The organism is Photobacterium proteolyticum (genome assembly GCF_001939735.1).
GTDB classification, from domain to species: domain Bacteria; phylum Pseudomonadota; class Gammaproteobacteria; order Enterobacterales; family Vibrionaceae; genus Photobacterium; species Photobacterium proteolyticum.
The window spans coordinates 22,317-42,855 of the sequence record NZ_MJIL01000056.1 but is presented as its reverse complement, the minus strand read 5'-3'; the positions used below and the strand labels follow the sequence as shown (position 1 = coordinate 42,855).

Annotated in this window: 15 protein-coding genes; 4 read left to right on the top strand and 11 right to left on the bottom strand. The window is 50.4% G+C overall.

The features are described 5' to 3' along the window. Positions 1–9: 9 nt before the first annotated feature. From BIT28_RS08600 to BIT28_RS08565, 8 genes are all read right to left on the bottom strand, one after another. Positions 10–936: an ABC transporter permease gene (locus tag BIT28_RS08600; protein ID WP_075763194.1), complete on the bottom strand. Its 927-nt coding sequence runs from the start codon at positions 934–936 to the stop codon at positions 10–12. A 100-nt stretch (positions 937–1,036) separates the two neighbouring features. Next, on the bottom strand, positions 1,037–2,005 hold the full coding sequence (locus tag BIT28_RS08595; RefSeq protein WP_075763236.1) for an ABC transporter substrate-binding protein: 969 nt from the start codon (positions 2,003–2,005) through the stop codon (positions 1,037–1,039). A gap of 434 nt (positions 2,006–2,439) precedes the next feature. After that, positions 2,440–3,402, bottom strand: a complete 963-nt coding sequence (locus tag BIT28_RS08590; RefSeq protein ID WP_075763193.1) for a ChaN family lipoprotein — start codon at positions 3,400–3,402, stop codon at positions 2,440–2,442. A gap of 277 nt (positions 3,403–3,679) precedes the next feature. Further along, positions 3,680–4,495, bottom strand: coding sequence for a 23S rRNA (guanine(745)-N(1))-methyltransferase (gene rlmA, locus BIT28_RS08585; protein WP_075763192.1), 816 nt, complete (start codon positions 4,493–4,495; stop codon positions 3,680–3,682). A gap of 116 nt (positions 4,496–4,611) precedes the next feature. Next, positions 4,612–5,889: a sigma-54-dependent transcriptional regulator gene (locus BIT28_RS08580; RefSeq protein WP_075763191.1), complete on the bottom strand. Its 1,278-nt coding sequence runs from the start codon at positions 5,887–5,889 to the stop codon at positions 4,612–4,614. Further along, positions 5,876–8,239, bottom strand: coding sequence for an ATP-binding protein (locus BIT28_RS08575; RefSeq protein WP_075763190.1), 2,364 nt, complete (start codon positions 8,237–8,239; stop codon positions 5,876–5,878). Before BIT28_RS08575 ends, BIT28_RS08580 begins: the two co-directional genes overlap by 14 nt. Further along, positions 8,239–9,495 carry an ABC transporter substrate-binding protein gene (locus tag BIT28_RS08570; RefSeq protein ID WP_075763189.1) on the bottom strand — a complete coding sequence of 419 codons (1,257 nt, stop codon included), beginning with the start codon at positions 9,493–9,495 and terminating at the stop codon, positions 8,239–8,241. Before BIT28_RS08570 ends, BIT28_RS08575 begins: the two co-directional genes overlap by 1 nt. Positions 9,496–9,855: 360 nt before the next feature. After that, entirely contained in the window at positions 9,856–10,356 is a 501-nt protein-coding gene (locus BIT28_RS08565; RefSeq protein ID WP_075763188.1) for a YfbU family protein, read from the bottom strand. 249 nt (positions 10,357–10,605) lie between these two features. Between BIT28_RS08565 and BIT28_RS08560 the strand changes: the two genes are divergently transcribed. Further along, the gene (locus BIT28_RS08560) at positions 10,606–11,259 is read left to right on the top strand and encodes an energy-coupling factor ABC transporter permease (RefSeq protein ID WP_075763187.1); all 654 of its coding nucleotides are present in this window, start codon (positions 10,606–10,608) and stop codon (positions 11,257–11,259) included. An 81-nt stretch (positions 11,260–11,340) separates the two neighbouring features. Here the strand turns inward: BIT28_RS08560 and BIT28_RS08555 are convergent, their stop codons facing one another. Together BIT28_RS08555 and focA are read right to left on the bottom strand one after the other, a co-directional pair. Continuing rightward, positions 11,341–13,095 carry a formate--tetrahydrofolate ligase gene (locus BIT28_RS08555; RefSeq protein ID WP_075763235.1) on the bottom strand — a complete coding sequence of 585 codons (1,755 nt, stop codon included), beginning with the start codon at positions 13,093–13,095 and terminating at the stop codon, positions 11,341–11,343. A gap of 246 nt (positions 13,096–13,341) precedes the next feature. Continuing rightward, positions 13,342–14,814: a formate transporter FocA gene (focA, locus tag BIT28_RS08550; RefSeq protein ID WP_075763186.1), complete on the bottom strand. Its 1,473-nt coding sequence runs from the start codon at positions 14,812–14,814 to the stop codon at positions 13,342–13,344. Positions 14,815–15,033: 219 nt separating this feature from the next. Between focA and BIT28_RS08545 the strand changes: the two genes are divergently transcribed. Both BIT28_RS08545 and BIT28_RS08540 read left to right on the top strand, forming a co-directional pair. Further along, on the top strand, positions 15,034–15,939 hold the full coding sequence (locus BIT28_RS08545) for a LysR substrate-binding domain-containing protein (RefSeq protein ID WP_075763185.1): 906 nt from the start codon (positions 15,034–15,036) through the stop codon (positions 15,937–15,939). A gap of 680 nt (positions 15,940–16,619) precedes the next feature. Further along, on the top strand, positions 16,620–17,618 hold the full coding sequence (locus BIT28_RS08540; protein ID WP_075763184.1) for a hypothetical protein: 999 nt from the start codon (positions 16,620–16,622) through the stop codon (positions 17,616–17,618). Between the two features lie 114 nt (positions 17,619–17,732). Here the strand turns inward: BIT28_RS08540 and pflA are convergent, their stop codons facing one another. Next, complete coding sequence (pflA, locus tag BIT28_RS08535) at positions 17,733–18,473, bottom strand: pyruvate formate lyase 1-activating protein (protein ID WP_075763183.1); 741 nt, start codon at positions 18,471–18,473, stop codon at positions 17,733–17,735. A 436-nt stretch (positions 18,474–18,909) separates the two neighbouring features. Between pflA and BIT28_RS08530 the strand changes: the two genes are divergently transcribed. Beyond that, positions 18,910–20,529, top strand: a complete 1,620-nt coding sequence (locus tag BIT28_RS08530) for a methyl-accepting chemotaxis protein (RefSeq protein ID WP_075763182.1) — start codon at positions 18,910–18,912, stop codon at positions 20,527–20,529. The last annotated feature ends 10 nt before the right edge of the window (positions 20,530–20,539 follow it).

Below are 20,539 nucleotides of genomic sequence, written 5' to 3'. Positions count from 1 at the left end.
CTGAGCGGCTCAAGCCAGCTTTTTTGCCGTGCTGGCTTGTTTCTTCTTGCGCTGAATGGTGGTTTTCATCTTCGGCGCAATGAGTGCGACGGCAACCAGCAACGCGGTGATCAAGTTGAGATCCGAGGCCTGCAGGCCGAACATACCGCTGCTTAATGCGAAGGCAACAGCCAGACGGTACAGGACCGAGCCAAGGATCACGGCAACCACGGCCACCCAGATTTTGCGTCCCGGGATCAGGGTCTGTCCGAGGATCACGGCCGCCAGTCCGACAACAATGGTACCGACCCCCGAGGTGACATCGGCAAAGCTATTGGTCTGGGCAAACAAGGCACCGGAAAAACCGACAAGACCGTTTGATAGCGCCAATCCGAAATAGGTATACAACGCAGTATTACCGCCCTGGGCACTGACCATTCGGCTGTTGACCCCGGTAGCTCGCAGCCCGAGGCCGAAGTCACTGGCGAGCAGACGGGTGATGAACCAGGCGCTGAAGACAACAAGCAGCAGGACAACACCGAGGCGCATGATCCCCGAATCAATACCGATATCCATTGCCAGCAGCTCAAACGGAGTCAGGATGGTATCTTCACCCAGCAAGGCCAGATTAGGCCGTCCCATGATTCGAATATTGATCGAGAAGGCGGCAATCATGGTCAGGATACTGGCGAGCAGATGGAGAATACCGCAGCGGATAGCCAGAAAAGCCGTTACCAGCCCGCACAGGCCACCGGCAAAGATAGCCAGCAGGGTGGCAACCCACGGGTTAACACTGGCTACAATGGCGGTGGCGGCAACAGCTGCACCCATAGGGAAACTGCCGTCGACGGTAAGATCTGGAAAATCCAGAACACGGAAAGTCAGGTACACACCGAGGGCAACCAGGCCGTAAACCAAACCGATTTCCAGTGTGCCCAGAAAGGCAAAGAAAGACATCTAAAACACTCCTTGTCTTTGGTATGAGTCAGCGGCGTAACCTGAGGGACGCGCTTTCGAGAAGCTTTTCTCGTCCCTCAGGCTAGCCCTTGTCTGGCGCTTATTCGGTGACTGACGTAGCGCGATCAAGCACGGATGCCGGGAAGGTGATCCCCAGCTTCTTAGCCGCTTTCTGGTTCAGGGCCAAATCAGAGCCTTTGGCAACTTTCACCGGAAGGTCAGCAACTTTTTTGCCTTTAAGCAGTGCATCAACATAGTCAGCAGTCTGAACACCGACCTGATAGTAATCAAAGCCCAGCGCCGCCAGGGCACCGTTTTCGATATACGTAGTCGAGGCGCCGACAATTGGCTTGTTGGCCTGGTTGGCTGCATTGACCAGGCCGTCAATGGCACTGGCAACAGTGTTATCTGTCGGGGCATAAATTACATCGGCCTTGGAGGCGACAATCTGGGCGGCAGCCTGTACATCGGCGCTTTTCAGTGCCGTGCCTTCTACAACGTTCAAGCCCCTGGCGTTGGCCGCTTCGCGCAGCAGTTCAACCAGGGCGACGGCATTGGCTTCACCGGGGTTGAACACGACCCCGATACTTTTCACGTTCGGCAGCAGCTCTTGCATGAGTTCAACATGCTGGGCGACAGGAGACAGGTCGGAAAGGCCGGTGACATTGCGGCCAGGCTTGTCCATGTTTTTAACCAGCTTGGCACCGATAGGATCGGTTACCGCAGTAAATACGACCGGAATCGAGCGTGTTGACGCAGCCAGAGCCTGGGCAGTAGGAGTGGCAATGCCGACAAGGACATCAGGGCGCTCGCCGACGAATTGCTTGGCAATCTGAACGGCAATGGCGGGGTTACCCTGTGCAGTTTGGTAGGTAAATTCGAGGTTTTTCCCTTCGACATACCCTTTTTCTTTCAGGCCATCCAGCAGCCCCTGTCGAGCGGCATCAAGGGCCGGGTGCTCTACAATTTGCGAGACGGCAACTTTGGCGACATCAGCCAATACAGAAGGGGATGAGAGCGCGAGAGAGGCAGCAACGCAGGCTGCGGTAAGCAGTTTATTGTTTTTGATTTTCTTGAATTCCATGTCACAAGCTCCTTGCCAATAGTTATGGTCAGTATGAGGGCGACAAGTCGGCTATTGTTTACCCTCCGGAATAATGTTTTATCGCAACAGAGAAAGAAAGAACATCTATATTTTAACAATAGTGAAACAAATTACAGGTTAGATATGCTGGCTTTTGGCTTTGGTATGGGTGGTTTGGCTGAGTGGGGTGTAAATAATGGGCTAAATTTCGAGCGGGTGGTTAGCTGCTAGATTTATATTCTTAATTGGCATTCATGGGTGACAAACCGATAACGCACTCTGATCGTTAGTTTCATAACGGTATGTGTTCAGCCACCAGACAGCTATCAGGCAATATGATGCCATCTAGGAGATATTAGCTGTATCTCTCCCAAAGAACCCCACAAGCTTGGCCGCCGGTGGGGTTCTGTTCAAATGCCCTACGGGTAACACTTCAACGTCTTGTTCCTTCCGTGTATTTTGCTCATGGCTGCCATCATCTTGTCATTGTCGATGTAGCTTTGCGGCAGTGCCATCACCTCTACACGATAATCAGGAGCCGATTCGGCCAGCGTCGAGCTGGCAGTCACCGGGGTAACCATCATGACATTCAGTTCCGGGTTTCGGGTACGGATGCGCGACGCGGTGCCGAGTCCTCCTGCCACATGAAAGCGACCGGCAACGTGGATGATCTGCCTGTTGGGGTGCAGGGCAAGATAATTCACCATACTTTCAGCCATCGTATCGTCCCAGGTTGTCTGGGCGGCAAACTGGCGCTGGGTTTTGGCTTCATCGCCGTGATGCATCGAGGCGATAAACTTTTGCCGGTAGGCGTCGTTGTCCAAAGTCAGCGATTCGGCTACCCAGTTGCGCTCAGTAGCCGGTAGTTTGTCTAGGTACTCAGCCCCGTTTTTACCAATGCAGCGGACAATGGGTCTGGGCGCGTTAGCCGCAATGACGTCGAGTTTATTATGCTTGGCAAACTCGACCAGCGGACGATAGTCACTGGCGTAGTTTGGCCAGGCGTGGCCTTCCTTGATTAATGTTTTCTCACCAATCTCCCCGTCAAGGTACTGGTTGACCACATTCTGTTTCTCCCGGGTAAACTGTTCCATTGACAGGGCCATATCCGGATTCAGGCGATAGAGCTGGGCAAACAGCTGTGCCTGCATCAGATGGGTACCGGGGTGGCCGTGCCACTCGCCGACCAGAACAATATCGGCACTCTGCAAAGCCTGGGCTAGCTCGCTTATGCTTAAGGCCTGGCCTTGCGGAGAGGTGATTGTGTAATCATAAAAAGTTGTCGGAAGTGGGGCGGGAACCGAGTCTGATTGTGTTGTGGCAGGCTGGGTCGCGCATCCCATTAGCAGGCTGACCAATCCGAGGGAGAGCCAATTTTTCATTCATTCACCACTGTGCTCTGAGAAATTACAGGTTAAAACCGTATTTATCTTCGAAAATACCAAGCATGAAGTGTTAGCCACAGAAGCTATTGCTAATAGCTGCTTGAGATAATCACTTGATATAACTGTAGACGGTGCGAAATGATAAGAGAGATGAAATTAGCTGGCAATGAAAATAAGAATTAATTTCAATTAGCGTTGAGATTTCTGTTTGCTAAGTGCTCAACCCGGTCCAAGCCAGAGGCCGAGACCGGACAGGTGCTGCCATGCGCTGACTCTATTGCCTGCGATACACCCGAACTGAAAAGTCTGCTTCGCAGCTAAATTCGTTGGCCGAACGGAGTTGTTCCCACACGGCTTCGGAGGTTTTCCAGGCAAACGGCGTCATTTGCATTAATGCTGTCGCTTCTTCACCGGAGAGGCTCATGTCGTAATGCAGCTGCTGGTCGGCAACCAATTCGAAGCCTTCGATGCTTTCTGCTGTCATCTCATGCAGACGTACGTCATCGTAAATGAGGGCTTTTAGCTGGTACAGGTGACGGGCCGCAGGAGTTACCGTTACCAAAATACCGCCGGCCTTGATGGCACGGTAAAGCTCTTCGTCCTTGCAAGGGGCATAGATCCGGACCACGCCATCAAGCACACCGTCGGAAAACGGCAGCCGGTGGCTGGAGGCAACACAGAAATGACACGCTTGATAACGTTTGGCCGCATAACGGACAGCGACTTTGGAGATATCCAGTCCGTGGATGCAAAGCGCCGGGTGGGCCTGTTTCAGATGAACAAACTCAGAGGTGTAGTAACCTTCACCGCAGCCGATATCGAGCAGGTGCTGTGAGTCTGCCGGCAGATATTGATCCAGTTTTTCGACCACTTTTTCACGTAACGGCTGGTAGTGGTCCGTATTTAGAAACAGACGGCGAGCCTGCATCATTTCTTTATTGTCACCCGGATTTTTCGAGCTTTTATGGTGGGCCGGCATCAGGTTGACATAGCCTTCTTTGGCCTGATCAAACTGGTGGTTGTTTTCGCAGCGCCATGAGTTAGCCTGAAGACTGAGCGGCGAATGACAAAGTGGACATTGGTAGGACATGGTGAAAACCGGATGATATAAGACAGCGGGTATTGTAAACATCCCCTTATACAGCTGCAAGCCGGCGAGACAGGGAGGCCGGAGAGCAGGCTCTGCTCTCCGGGTTCTGTCGGTGGTTAGTGGGTTGTCCTTACCTTGTATTCCGCCTTGTCCAGAGAGTGTTTCTTCATTCTCAGATACAGTTTCTTGCGCGGGATCTGCAGGTAACTCGAGACTTCGTTGATCCGGCCGGCAAACAGGTAAAGGGCATCCTCAATAACCTGCTTTTCGTAGCTGTCGACCAGATCATCGAGCGGACTGCTCATCTGCTCGAGAGGTTTGGTCCGTTCCTGGCCGGTTAGTTTGACAATGCCGATGGCGTAGAGCTCGGCGACATTTTTCAGCTCGAGGACATTGCCTGGCCATTCGTGGCGGTTGAGCGTGTTAATGTACGCCTTGTCCACGGCCGGTACGGTTTTGTTGAGTTTTTGACAGCTTCGCTTCAGGAAATGGCGGAATAGCGGGGTGATATCACAGTTGCGCTGTTTCAGTGGCGGCAGGCTGAAGCGGACCTGGCTGAGGAAGTAGAACAGCTCAGGCAGCAGCTTGTCCTGCTCAACCTTCGCCTCCGGTGCGCCTTCAAGCACTGCCAGCACGCGGACTTCTTTTTTGCCCTGGCGCTCTTGTTCCAGCAGGAAGCGACATAGCCATTGCTGGGTTTCTATTGGCATATCTTGCGGGTTGCTCAGGCACAGGCTGCCGCCGCGGGCCGAGATCATGCTGCGCTGCAGATCCGCAGTACAACTGATCGCCTGGCCGATGGCATTGGCATAAGGCTGATCGCGTAATTCACTTTCCTGGTGCAGTAGTTTGGCAATAGTGTGGCGCCCTGTTCCGTTCTCGCCCTCAATGAGGACGTCCTTGGTGGTGAGGGCGGTTTGGGCGATCTGTTCGCGGATTTTAATGAGCAGTGGGCTTTCACCCAGCAACACCTCCGCTGCCGAGTAGCTAACATTGGTGCGCTGCTCGATTTTCTGTTTTCTTATTGGTAAATGCTTTTCCAGCAGCGTGATGAGTTCGGCGGGCTGGAGAGGCTTTTGCAAGAAGTCCAGCGCACCCTTTTTGACGGCGTCTACGGCCATTGGAATATCCCCGTGGCCGGTGATCATGATAACCGGTAACTCGGGATCCAGTTCTTTGACTTTGTCTAGCAGCTCCATGCCACTGAGCCCCGGCATGTACATATCGGTCACGACAACGCCAGGCCAGTTTTTATGCAGCATGGAGATTGCAGCAGTAGGATCGGTTAGGGCGTGCGCCTTATAGCCAGATACTTCAAGCAAATGTTGATAGGCATCAAGTACATCTTGGTCATCATCAATGATGACAACTTCGATATCATTATTCATTATCATAGCGGTTTAGCTCCAATACGACCATTGCACCACCTTGAAGGTTCGAGGCGAGAAAGATATCACCATCAAAGCGGGTCATAATTGAACGGCAGATACTTAGCCCGAGGCCAAGCCCGACGTCCTTTGTTGTGGTAAAAGGTGTAAATAGTTTTTCGATAATACCGGCTGCAAATCCGCCTCCGCTATCACTGACAGCGATACGGATAAGGTTGTCTTTGCTGTTCAGATCGCAAATAGTTATTTCGCGTCGTTCGCTTCCCGCGACAGCATCACAGCTGTTCACCAGCAGGTTGACCAGCACCTGCTCAAGCTGCACCTGGTCGGCAAGGGCATTGAGCGGGCTGTTAAGCTGGCTGGAAATGGTGGTCTTTTGTACCTTGGCCCGGCTTTCTACAATCAGCATGGCCTGATGAAATGAAGCCTGAATATCAACTGCTGTCAGTGAGCTGTTGGCCGACTGTTTTTTTGAAAAACTGCGCAGGGTCGAGATGATCCGCCCCATGCGAGAAGTCAGGTTGTCGATTTTTTCCAGACTGACCGGCAGCTGGGTGTAGTTTTCCTTGTTGATTGCCATTTTGGTCGCAAAGACATGGGTAGAGATGGCTGACAGAGGCTGGTTGAGCTCATGGGCCAGCGAGGTCATTGTCTGGCCGACGACGGCCATTTTGGCGGCCTGAATCAAATCATCCTGGGTCGCCCGCAGATCCGCCTCGACCCGTTTCCGATCCTCTACCTCGGCTTTTAGCTGGCGGTTACGGTTGGTGAGAGACTGGGTCTTTTCCCGGACCATGTTTTCCAGCCAGCGGGCGGCGTTTTCCTGTTCGGTGATATCGGTCATCGTGACAATGACTTTGTCGTTGTTCCCCTGTTTGAACAGGCGAAAGTCCAGCCGCAGATAGAGCTTGTTATCACCACTGTGGCTGTGCATCAGGGTCAGGTTACAGGCCCGGTTGCTGAGCAGTGGGCTGGTATTGGCAAACAGGGCCTGAAGCCGCTGCTGCATGTTATCGCTAAACAGGGTCCAGATTGTGTGTTTTACCGGTGATGCATCGTAGTTGAACAAGGCCTGCGCGCTTGGGTTGACGGATTCGACTACGCCGTCCAGGTCGCAGGTGATAATACTGGCCTGGGTATTGTTGATCAGGTTCAGTGCATTGCTTTGCTGCATTTCCTGCATCTGGCGGCAGAAGTAGCGGAGGTTATCGCCCAGCATGCCGATTTCGTCATTGCCGGTGACCTGGATATTGGCGTTGAGCTGGTTGTTGGCGACAGAATACAAATCTTGCGACAGCATGTTGAGTCGTTTGACGATACCGCGGCCGACAAGGTAGATAGAGAGAGTCACTGTCAGGAATATAGACAGCAGCACGACGCCGAACAGCACGATGTTGCTGATCTTGATCGAGTGGTTTGTCTGCTCGTTGAGTTGCTTGAGGGAGGCATTCTCCTGTTCAACCATGGCCTGGATCAGCTCTTCCTGATATTCCAGCCGCGTTTGGATCTGGCCTTCATACAGCCTGATGGCGTTGTGCAGCTCGACATCAAGCCTTAACTGCTCCTCCAGTACGCCTTTCGGTTCGACGAGGGTGATCAGTTCCTGCAGTAGTTGCCGGTATGAGATGGTTGACGGGTAATGGTTCAGGTTCTGGCTCATTTTACTGATTTCTTCGGTCTTGTAGCCGATGAAGTAAAAGGCGTTGCCAAGATCCCGGTTTTTCCGCTGCTGGATGATCTCCTGCACCAGTTGGTGCAGTTCATTTTCTTTGATAGTGATTGACTGGATAAACGAAAACTCCGCCATCACGTCGGTGATCGCCTCGGTATTGATCGCGTTGGGCAGCATTCGGGTGACCTGCCACTCAACCTCCTGGCGCAGCGGTGTAAGCTCATCGACCAGATCCTGATGGAGCCACTTGATGGCATTTTCTGTTTGGGCCAGCGAGTACATGTGTGTATTGCGTCGGTATAGCAGCCCGACATAGGCTGAAATGTCTGTCAGTAGGGTTTCATGCTCGGCCTTGATTGCCGGATAGAATTTCAAGTTCGCCGCTTCTTTGATAGCGGCCGATATCTGTTCTAGCTTGGTGGTGATATTTTGCTTGAGCTCGGCATGTAAAATCGGATCGGTATTATTGCTGAGCATATTGAGAGCGGCCTGAAGCCCAGCCGTATTTCTTTCCAGCTGGTAACTGACCCGTAGGGTCGGCATGTTTTTCTCGATGATGGTGTTAACCTGGGTATTCAGGTTTTCCCAGTTAACAACGGCAATCAGGCTCACACTGATGGTGAGCAGGGCCATAAAACCGATGGAGGCGACCAGGCGATTGCCAATGGTATTTCTCAGCAACATCACTTCACCTCTTTGATAGCTGCGAGGATCTGCTCGGAGATAAGAATTGACTCTTCCAGCTGTTTGCTCATTACCTGTCGCCAGCGCTTGACGCTCTTGGCGGTATGCACATCTGTCTGAGAGTGGATCAGGGCTTGGTTATAGGCGGTGCTGTTGGCCTGTGCCTCACTAACGGGAGGCGTTGAAGCAAGCTTGATGGCGCGCTGATATTGCTGTTGCTGCGCATCAGTTAACGACGGCTGCCGGGCAAGCTGATGAATGTGGCGCCACGCCTGGTTGAGCAAATCCAGCTGATGGTTGATGATTTGGTCAAACAGCAGCTTGACTAAGATAGTGCGACGCTGCATCTGTTCATAATCAATCGGTAGCACGGTGAAAGGCTGGCTGGGTTTTTGGTGCAGGCCATACTTGTTCAGAGAGCTGGTGGACAGGCTCTGCTGCACGTTGTCAGACAGTAGAAAGTTGATGAAATCCAGACAGTGGCGGGCCTGGTGGCGGTTTTTAACCGCCGCTATATAGCTAGGTAGCCGCGGACTTTGGTCCTGGTAGTGAAACCCGATAAATGGAAACTGTTTTTGATCCTCAAAGGCAAAGCTGTCTATAACAGGGCCAGCGCCGGTCAAGCCGCGAGATATGGCATCGCTGACACCAAAACTGCGGGCCGAGACGGAAGCAAGGTTGCCGCCAATTTGGAGTAATAACTTCCAGCCATCTGTCCAGCCATATTGCTGTAAGATGTTTTCGATCATCAGGTGCGTGGTACCGGATCGGCCGGGGCTGCTCATAATCAGGTGTCGGAAATATTGTGGTTCGGCCAGACTTTCCCAGGTCTGAGGAATATCGAGCCGGTGCTTGATCAGGTAATCCTTATTCCACATTAGCCCGTAGCCTGAATAGCCGAAAACCGCGATAGAAGAGGCTGAACCCGGCAGGAAGGACTGCCAGTTGTTATCTGGGGTCAGGCTAAGCGAGTCCAGGGGAAGTAGCCGGTTATTTTCAATAAGCGGCATGAACAGCAGGGGAGACGATGAAATCACAATGTCGATATCATGGTCGTTTTTGCTCAGTAGGCGAAGGCCTGACTCTTCCCGTCGGTGGAGGACTTTTATGACTGCATCTGGGTAGTGTTGCTGAAACTGCTGAGTGATTGGGGTGATCGATGATTCGGTAAAAGTCGTCAAAATAATCAACTGTTTCGTAGGTGCAGCAATACAGGCTGATGAAAAAGATAGCATTAATATAATAAATCGAATCATGATCTTTACTATTTACCTTGTATTGAGAGCCCTTGTATACAAGGTTACTTTGCAGGATTGTAGTGAATTAAACGAGGCGATGAATGAATTTCTAAGATGCTATCGATTTTATAGTTATACAGGTTAACTTTCGGTCAATAGTGACTCATCTTGGTGTTAAGGTTTGTTGGATGTCACATTTTATTGCTGTTATGGCAAGAGGACAAGCAGCGTTAGCGTGGGGACTGAGTTAACGTTGCTGGTTGTTGAATAGAAGTCGGAGCTAGGTAAATAGTTATGGCGTAAATTAAATCGCATCAGGCCTGGCAAATAAAAAAGCCGGAGCTTTTCCTCCGGCTTAGTTACTCCTAACGTTAGCGGTTAGGCATTTTGAATCTGTTGGATTTCTGTCGCCGACAGGTGATATTGACGTGGGCAGTTACGCCATGTCTGAAGCATTCGGTGGTATTTTTCCAGCATCGGCACCTGACTGTTAAACATGTGCTCTGACTTGTCAAACTGTGGGTACAGGCCTTCTTCGTCGGTCAGGAAACGAACGTAATGGACAAGTTGAGATTCTGTCGCTGCATCAAATCCCAGGAATTGCAGTCGGCGCTGATCAACCTGGTTTTGGTTGTCCTCGCTAAGCATTTTGAATGATTCCTGCATCGCGTGATACATTTCCATAAAGTCAATTACGTTGCGGCAGTCTTCTTCTTCCAGGCAGCCGAAGTCTTTATCCAGCTCACGCATCTGCAGACCATAGCCGCGCTCGACAATCGTTTGCAGTCGGCGGTACTTTGCAGCGTTCTCCGGATTCATTTTCGACATCAGATAATACTGGTTAGATAGAATAAGACGTTGTGCGTTGGTCATTTCCATAATGGTAGGCCTTTAATATTGTATTGAGCTGGCATTGAGATTATCAGGTTGAAGGCAAAAAAAATTGATCTGACTCCGCCTTGCCAGTGATTTTTTGTTAAATAAAATTGACTGGCTAAAGCTTGTGCAATCAGGCTTGGTGTCGATATTTAACAATTTTTTATCCCTGTTTTTTACAAGGTTATTGGCGGGCTATCCTGTTGATATAACTTTAGCTTATTTGGTATAGAAGGTACTGCAAGGGTGACGATGCTACAGTGGATTGGCTATCTGATTTGGCTGCTGATTATGGTGTTGAGTTTTCCTCGAGAATTCTGGCCCAAGTTTCGAGCGGAGAAAGATTATCAGCACCTGGTACTGGCAACGATAGTGGGCTTGTTTCTGTTGTGGAGTCTCAGGGCGGGAATTGCCGAGGGGCTGCAAGTGCATTTTCTCGCCTTGACAGTTTTGGTGTTGTCGCACGGTTGGCAGATTGCCGGGCTGATAGGTTCTGTAGTGACTATATTGCTGGTGGCTGTGGGAGTGGTCGAGTGGCCCGATGCCGGCTTATATGCGTTAACCGGAGTGATGCTGCCTGCCATATTCAGTTACGGTGTCTTTCTATTTAGCTACCGCTATATGGCAAGGCATTTGTTTATCTATATATTCATTGCCGCTTTTTTTAACGGCGCATTGACCATGGTCGTTCATCTGCTGCTGACTAGCGGCTGGATGTATTTTGGTTATGGCTATTCGTGGGACTATATCGTCGATAATTATTTGGTGCTGCTTCCGTTGCTGCTGTTCCCCGAAGCTTTGATAAACGGTATGGCTATTACCCTATTGGTTGTCTATAAGCCGGAATGGGTGAGAACCTTTGCTGATCGTGATTATATTTATCCCTCTAATAAGAAAGATAAATAAGATGCGTGGAATAAAAAAACGCCAGACGGTTTGCTGGCGTTTTTTTGTGCTTAAAGCTTAGTTTGAAAACCGACGAACGGTTTAGCTCAGTCCAACGATATTCCCGGCGTCATCAATGTCCAATGCCATGTAGGCTGGTTTTTCAGGTAGGCCCGGCATCGTCATGACATTGCCGCACAGCGCATAGACAAAGCCGGCTCCGGCACATAAGCGCAGTTCGCGGACCGGGACAATGAAATCTGAAGGTGCGCCTTTCTGGCTCGGATCATGGGTGATCGAGAGTGGCGTCTTGGCCATACAAACAGCGAGGTTGTCGTGACCTTGTCTTTTCAGTTCGGCCAGCTGTTGTTTGGCCAGTGGTGACAGTTCGACACCACGGCCGCCATAGCCGACCTCGGCAACGGTCATCAGCTTTTCTTCCAGGGGTTGATCCAGTGAATACAGCGGCTTGAACTGTGCCGGCGTCTGGCAGGCGTTGACAACAGCTTGCGCCAGTTCGGTAGCCCCTTCGCCACCTTTGCCGAAGGCTTCGCTGATCGCGACATCGACATAGCTCCCGAAGTCTTCCTCACGGATCCAGGTCTTGAGCAAGTTAAGTTCGGCATCGGTGTCCTGCGGAAAGCGGTTTATTGCCACCACCACCGGAATGCCGTATTTCGCTGCATTGCGAATATGCCACTTCAGGTTTTCAAAGCCGCCCTGCAGGGTTTTTTCATCCGGGGAGAAAATCGCATCGGGCAGAGCCTGACCCGGTCGTAAATCATAACAGCCGGAGTTGGCTTTCAGGCCTCGCAAGGTTGCGACGACAACTGCACAGTCAGGGCCGCGCTCTGCTTGCTGGGCCTTGATATTACAGGCTTTCTCAAAGCCCATATCCGAGCCGAAGCCACCCTCGGTGATGGTGTAATCACTCAGCTTCAATGCAATGCGATCGGCAATGATCGACGAGTTGCCGTGGGCGATGTTGGCAAACGGTCCGGCATGGATCAGCGTGGGGACACCTTCCAGAGTTTGCATCAGGGTCGGTTCGATAGCCTCGCACATGGTCACGGCCATAGCGCCTGCTACCTGGAGATCCTCGGCTGTTACTGGTTGGCCGTTGATGTTGTATGCCAATACCAGGCGGCCAATACGCTGGCGCATATCGGCCAGATCTTTGGACAGGGCCAAAATGGCCATCAGCTCGGAAGCAGCAGAAATATCGAAGCCGTCATCACGGGCGAGCCCGTTAATGGTTTTTCCCGGCTCGTTGTTGCCGACAGTGATCATCCGCAGGGCACGGTCATTGTGATCCATCACCCGCTTCCAGCAAATGCGCTGGATATCTATCCGAAGCGGTGTCAGGCCGGTCTTTTCGGCAAATGCCTCGTAGCCATGGCGCTCTTCGTGGTATAGCCGGGCATCCAGTGCGGCAGCTGCCAGGTTATGTGCAGCTGTGACGGCGTGGATGTCGCCGGTGAGGTGCAGGTTGAGTTTTTCCATCGGGGCCACCTGACTGTAGCCACCGCCTGCTGCGCCGCCCTTGACGCCAAAAACAGGGCCCATGGATGGCTGTCGGATGCAGGCCATGACGCGCTGATTGATTTTGGCCAGTCCCTGTGCAAGGCCGATGGTAGTAACGGTTTTACCTTCTCCCAGAGGGGTAGGAGTGATGGCGGTAACCAGTACCAGTTTGCCCTCTTTGTTGTTGTTCAGGCGTTTAAGGATAGAGGGTTTTACTTTTGCTTTTAGCGTACCCTGTGGGGTTAGATCGTCTGGCAAAATGCCAGCGTGTTGAGCGATGTGATCAATTGGAGTGAGTGTGGTTTCACGGCAAATTTGAATATCACTTTTCATGGTGGCCATAACCTCGCATCGGTAGCAATAAAGATATACTGCATAGAGCTGCATTTGCAGGTCGCGCAATCGTTTGCTCTTGGTTTATACCATAATTTTATCACGTATATGTAGAAAAAATCCGATATAAGTGTGGTTAATTTTCTGTTGATCAGAGGTTAAATAATGGCTAGAGCGAATGCGCGTGGCTAGTTATACCTGTTGGGATTAATAACCTGCCGACCATGTCGGCAGGTTATTATTGGATTATGCTATCTCGGCTTTCTTCTGGTCATCCTTGATTCCAGTTACAGAAACCAGGTTGCCGTAGACCGGACGAACGGCCTTGATAATGTCGTTTCGGCTGATGATACCAACAAGCTGATCATCTTTGACGACCGGGTAGCTGTGTGGACGGTTAACGACCATTGTGCGGGCACGTTCATTCAGAGACAGGGTGGTTAGCTGGGTAGCAATGCCGCCGCTGCTGACTGGGTATAGGATATTTTTGTCGATACACATGTACTCAGCCACTTCCAGAATTGAGTTGTCAGGGCTGACAGTCTGGATCTCGTGGCGCATCAGATCCTGAACTTTGTCTTCTGCTTCCGGCATGTAGTCATTGCACCATAGATCAACCAGGGTGTCGTGAATTGCGAAGAAGCCAACCAGTCGTTGATCGCTGGAAAGCACCGGTGCACCGGACAGGCCCTCCTTGATTAGGATATCGAGTGCTTCTGCTACAGGCATGCCTGGTAGAAGGGTCGTAGTAGCCGGGCGCATATGGTCGTTTACAAGTAGATTTTCCTGAAGCATGGTGTTGTCCTTAGTTAAAGCGGTCGTATTTGAGAAGTCGGGTTTAATAATGGTTGCTGTGGCATGGTGTTCTTTCGGCGAACTGAAAATTGCCCAGTAACTCAGGCCGACCAGTACCCCGCCGCCAACGATATTGCCCAGCGTGACGGGAATAAGATTGGCAAAGATAAAGTTATGGATGTTCAGATCGGCATACTGCTCTGGTGATACACCCAAACCAAGCCAGAACGATTCCGGTGCGATGTTCTGAATGGTGATACCCAGTGGCACCATAAACATGTTGGCGACACTGTGCTCAAAGCCGGTGCTGACGAACATAGCCACGGGCAGTACCATCATCGCCATCTTGGTCATCATGTTGTTTGAACAAAATGTCATCCAAATTGCTAAACAAACTAGTAAGTTACATAGAATGCCCAGAGCAAAGGCTTCCATCGGTTGATGGTGCAGCTTGTGCTGGGCGATGTTGAGGGCATTGAGTCCCCACTGACCGCCGTCAAGCTGATACAGGCTTGCCATCGACACCAGTGCCAGCAGCATCATCGCGCCGAGGAAGTTGCCGAAGTAAACTTTCAGCCAAGTGGTGAGCATCTTGCCTGAGGTGATGTGTTTGTTGGCTCGGGCGATAGAGGACAGCACGGTACTGGTAAAGAGTTCACCACCGCAAATCACGACTAGGATCAGTCCGAGGCTAAACGCCAGGCCACCAAATAAGCGGTTGATCCCCCAGCTCATATTGCTGCCACCAGTGGTGACGGTGATGTAGAAGACAAACGCCAGCCCGATAAATACGCCCGCCGTAATTGCCAGTGCGATGGTGGTACGGGTTGGCTTGGATGCCTTGCCGACCGCGTATTTTTCTGCCTGCTTCATCATCTCTTTGGGAGTGAAGTTACTGTTGTTGGATGCCATTGCCGTGGCCATTTCAAGCGTCTCCTGTGTGTAGTCCGGTATGCCGGCCGGTTGTTGTGATTACATTGGGGGTGGATAACGTCACATTTCCTCCTGTCGTGACTGGTAACTGGCATTCAGCATACGGCTGGGAAAATGATTGAGTAAAATTGATAATTTCTTTAACCCTAATCACTAAACTTGATATTCTTGGCAATAGAAAACCAATTGCATTTATCGGGGAGAGTTTTAATGCGTTATTCACTGAAGCAACTTTCGGTGTTTGAGGAGGTTGCGAGCACGCGCAGTGTCAGTAAAGCCGCGGAAAACCTGGCTTTGACGCAGTCTGCAGCGAGCATGGCGTTGTCCCAGCTCGAGAAGCTGCTGGGACGGCCGTTGTTTGAGCGGCAGGGGAAGCAAATGGCACTGACCTATTGGGGGGCATGGCTCCGTCCCAGGGCCAAGCAGCTATTGTTTGATGCCCAGCAAATAGAATTGGGTTTTTATGACCAGCACCTGGTCAGTGGTGAAATCAGCCTGGCAGCCAGTCAGACGGCGGCTGAACACCTTTTGCCAGAGCTTATCAGTATTATTGATAAAGATTTTCCAGAGTTACGCATCCAGCTGGTCGTGAAGAATGCCCAGAAAGTCATTGATAGAGTGAGAAACTATGAGTGCGAGCTGGGGATTATCGAGGGCCGTTGTGATGACAGCCGGTTGGATCAGGAAGTATGGTGCCACGACCACCTGGTGATTATTGCGTCCAAGCACCATCCCTACGCCAAACTGGATACGGTGAGCTTTGCACAGCTAGAGCAGGCCAAGTGGGTACTTCGGGAGCAGGGGGCCGGTACTCGGCAAAGTTTTGAGAGCGCCTTGCATGGGGTGATTGAAGATTTGGATGTCTGGCGGGAGTATGAACAGATCCCGGTTCTTCGCGCTCTGGTTACCAATGGGCCTTACCTTAGCTGTTTACCCTATCTGGACGTGGTGAAATATATCGATCGCGGTGAGCTGGTGGCCTTGAATGTTCCTGAGCTGAACATGAAGCGAACGCTTTCTTTTATCTGGCGTGCCGATGCGATAGAAAACCCGCTTCGCGACTGTATCCGCCGCGAAGCAATCCGGATGATAAAAGACCGAAAAATGGAAATGTAGATTGTATAAGTAAATTTGATGAAACTAAGAAGCTAAATTTATAAGTGCTTGCGTGCATATCGTTTTGCGCAATGATGAAAAATTGGGCGATCATTGGTTTTAATTTGGTATTCTTGCTGATCTTTTCGGCTAATTACTACATTTTTGCTGTTGTGATACTGCAACAGAGTATTCGCGATTAAGGATCTTGTTGGTTTTCATATCAATATTAATGATTAATATGGGCAGTATTTGTTATATGCCACTTAGCGCTTATTTTAATACCAAAGGAACAGAACTATATTAGATTTTTTTCATCCTTATGATCTATAAGCAAAAAAGTGTTATTCCAGCGTTGGTTTCAATTGATTCTCAATAGGGCCTGATAGGATCAAGCTAGATAAGGTACAAGTTTCGCGTAGCGTCACTATATTCTTCCCTTCGTAAGGCTTGTCATTAGTCTTTCTGATGACAGGCATACCCATTTAAGCAACGTCAATTTGAGACAGAGAAAGCCAAACCGCCCTCCTGTTGTGGCTGTAAAAAGAGGTTGCTCCCAAAGCCTGAAAAAAAGTGAGATACATCTATTTGATTTCATTTATCGCATCAATAACTGGTTAGTTTTTGAGCGATTGATCTCTGGACAAGGTGGTGATTATCTTTAAAATCCGGCCTTAGTTGATATTGCTAGGGACGATAAAATGATCATCAAAGGAAAGCCGGTAAGGGATATGTCCTTAAAGCTTAACACCTTGTTTCGCGGATTAGGCTGCCTGTTGCTTCTGCTTTTTTTAGTTAATTTACATTCACTTACAGATACTCTTTCCAACTCAGCCCTGTCGCTTCAAAAGCTAACGGCGGCGATGGGGCCAGGTAGCAAAGCCTCGGTTGTGGCAGAGGCGGCAGAGCCTGCTGTAGCAGAAACAGCGCTGGCTGATAAAGCACCGATCGAAGAGAAAACCGTAACTTTCGAAGACGAGGTGGTCGAGCTGAGAGAGGCCGCACTGGTACGCTTTGCCAATAAGTTTAATTTCCCTAACTCGGTTGAGTTTTATAGTCTGGCCAGCAGTGAAAACTGGATGTTTAGCCCGGCGACAGTAAAGAATAAAGACAACGTCCTTAATTTAACAACATGTGGCTATTATGCGGCCAAAAATGCCATGGGCCTTGCCCGTGAGCGAGAACCATTCATTATTGATCTGGTTTACGACTTTTTAAACCAAAGATATAGCGTTCATGGTTATTTCAAGGATGACAGAGCCAACTACCATCAATTTAACGGAACCAAAAAGCCGGTTGAGCTGAGCCGCAACCGCTTCAAAAATAAGTGGGATGTTGCCTGTAAGCCGTTAAAGGTCGAGAAGTTTGACGATATTCTTTCGGTTGCCACTCTCGGGCGTTTCGAGCCTGACGCAGAAATGGCATTTAAGCGGCAGCTAAATGCGTTTGGCGCAAATGTAAGAAGCGAAATAGAGAGTTGTATTACGGATAAAACGCTTATTGCTTCAGTACCTAAGCTTGCAACGCGTAAAGATCTCTGTCTGGCCAATGCACAATGTACGATCTTAGATGGTGGTGTCGGCGGTAAATGTGACCTTGTGAAGAAGGCATGTTCTAGTGATACGGCATCACAGCTTTGCCAGACAACCGGCGAGGCTATCACGAGCAAGGCTACCGATAACGACCAAGCTGCCAGTTAGTTACTGACTAGCGTAATCAGACACGGGGGAATATCGTTGCTACATATTGATTTTAATGCAGGAGCAAAGTAGGGCATTTTGCTCCTGCCATTAGACAAGATAGATCGCTGCGGATCAGTACATTACATTATGACCGTAGCTGGCGATAATGCTTTTGACTTTTTCCATGACCTCTTTCGATGGCGGCTTAACATCAGCTAGCTGATATTCAAAACCGAGTGCTTCCCATTTATGTTCGCCCAGTTGGTGGTAAGGCAGCAGCTCGACCTTCTCAATATTGTCCATTCCCTGAATAAACTCGCCGAGCAGATGGGCTGAGCGTTCGTCATCGGTGAAGCCCGGTACGATAACGTAGCGGATCCAGGTTTTCTGGCCACGCTGATGAAGATAGCGGGCAAAGTCCAGCACACGCTTGTTCGGTACGCCGACCAAATTCTGGTGGATGCTGTCATCAAGCTGTTTGAGATCCAACATCACTAGATCTGTACTATCAAGCACTTCATCAACGACATCGGTATGCTTGCGGATATAGCCATTGGTATCAAGGCAAGTATGAATCCCTTCAGCCTGAGCGGCGCGGAAGAAATCACGGACAAACTCAGGTTGCAACATGGCTTCACCACCAGATGCTGTGACACCGCCCCCGGAGGCTTTCATGAAGTGACGATACGAAAGGGCATCTTTCATGATCTCGTCAACAGTGATTTCACGCCCGTCGTGGAGATCCCACGTATCACGGTTGTGGCAATACTGACAACGCATTAAGCAGCCTTGCATAAATACGATAAAACGGATGCCGGGTCCATCCACGGTACCGCAGGATTCAAAAGAGTGAATTCGGCCTTTTACTGACATTGCTTTATTTCTCCGCATGGTGCGTGTTTACCTGTCATTTTATTACAAAATGACAGGCTAAAATAGCGAAAAAAGCGTTATACCTGTAAGGGTAATACATTTCCTTCTCCGTCCATTTTTCCATTTCTTACCTCGCTGCTATGGCTTAGTCACTGATGTCAGCTTCACTATTGTTTTGTTTCACAGTGATAACCATATTGATGCGAAAAACATGCATACAAACCACAAAATTGTTACATCTATCGCTTGAAGTGCGGTGAAAATCCCAGCACTATACGCCCCAAAGTGCCTATGCACTCTTTGCTTAATGATCTCGTTTCATTTCGCTTAACAATTTATTGCTGCTGAAGGGGACCCAACCAAGGCATTCGGAGTGGGAAGGCAGAGGCAGAAAAGAGGCCGCAGTCAGGCAAGATAATAATAAACAAGGAGACTTATGTTCAGTTTAAGCAACTTGACCGTCAGGAAGAAGTTAATCGCCTTTGTCGCTACTGCTATTGGTCTGCTCTTGTGTGTCAGCGTTTATAATGCGCTGGAACAGCGGCAGGCCGCGTATCAAGAACGAAAGGCGTCGTTGCAAAGCCAGGTCGAGCTGGCTATCAGCACACTTGAATTTTATGCATCGCAGCAGGAGGTATTGGGGGCCGCGCAAGCGCAGCAGCAAGCCATTACGATGATAAATGCCCAACGCTATGGCAAAGGGAATTATTTTTGGGTGACGACTCCTGAGCTTGAGATTATTACCCACCCGCTCAAGCCCAAGCTCAACGGAACCAATGCCCGCCAGCTTACCGATGCCGATGGTAAGTTTCACTGGCAAGAGATGGTAACGACCAGTGAGAAAAGCGGTGCTGGCTACCTCGACTATCGCTGGCGCTCTCCTGAGGGCGAAATCAAACCCAAGCTCTCGTTTGTACAACGCTTTCCTCAATGGAACTGGATTGTAGGCACTGGCGTCCATGTCAAAGATATCGAAGATGAGTTTATGCTGACTTCGATGAAAACAGGCATGATGGCTGCGGCTGCGATGCTGGTACTGCTTGTGGTTGGTTATTTTATCAGCCACAACATTTCCGACCCGCTTGAGGCGCTGGTGGGTAAGTTTGATGCCATTGCTGACGGTGATCTTAGGGTTGATTGCCACTCTGAACGACTCGATGAAATTGGTAAGCTGTCGCGTCGTATGGATACCTCGATAAGTGCTATTCGCAATGCCCTCAAGGTTGCGGCCGCCTCCGCCCATCAGTCAACAGATATGGCCAGTACTATTGCTTCTGCCAGCGAAGAGAGTGCTCAGAGTATCCAGTCGCAACATATGCAGCTAGAGCAGCTAGCCACGGCCATGAATGAAATGACGGCGACGGTTGCCGATGTAGCGCAAAATGCAGAGCAAACGGCTACCATGACCAAGGACATGTCCCATAAGGCAACAGCCAGCAGTGAACGGCTGGAGGATACTACCCTGAATATCCAGCAGGTCGCCAGCCAAATCGCAGAGGCCGACAAGCGGGTGGAGGAGCTTAAGCAGGGCGTCTTGCAGATCAGCGAGGTCGCCGAGGTGATCAAGGGAATTTCTGAACAGACTAACCTTCTGGCCCTGAATGCGGCGATTGAAGCGGCACGTGCCGGTGAGCAGGGGCGGGGGTTTGCTGTCGTGGCTGACGAAGTGCGTAACCTTGCTCAGCGTACACAGAAATCGACTGAGGAAATACAGGTGACGGTTGACGGGCTGACGCGCGGAGCGCTGGAGGCGGCGACGGCGATGAAGGCAAGCCATAATAGTAGCCGGAACAGCGTCGAGAATGCTCAGGACAGCCAGCGCGAGCTGAAGCATATGCTTGATGCATTGTATCAGTCCACGGATCGGGTAGCCCAGATCGCGGCAGCGGCAGATCAACAGGGCACGGTGTCGGAAGACATCAACGGTAATGTCAGCAGTATTCATTTATCGGCGAATGAAGTGAATGCGGCTGCCCAGCATCTGGCGAGCCAGAGCCAGGCGCTGGCAGAAGCCTCGGAAGAGCTTGCTCTCCAGCTACAGCACTTTAAGGTGTAGCTCGGTTATT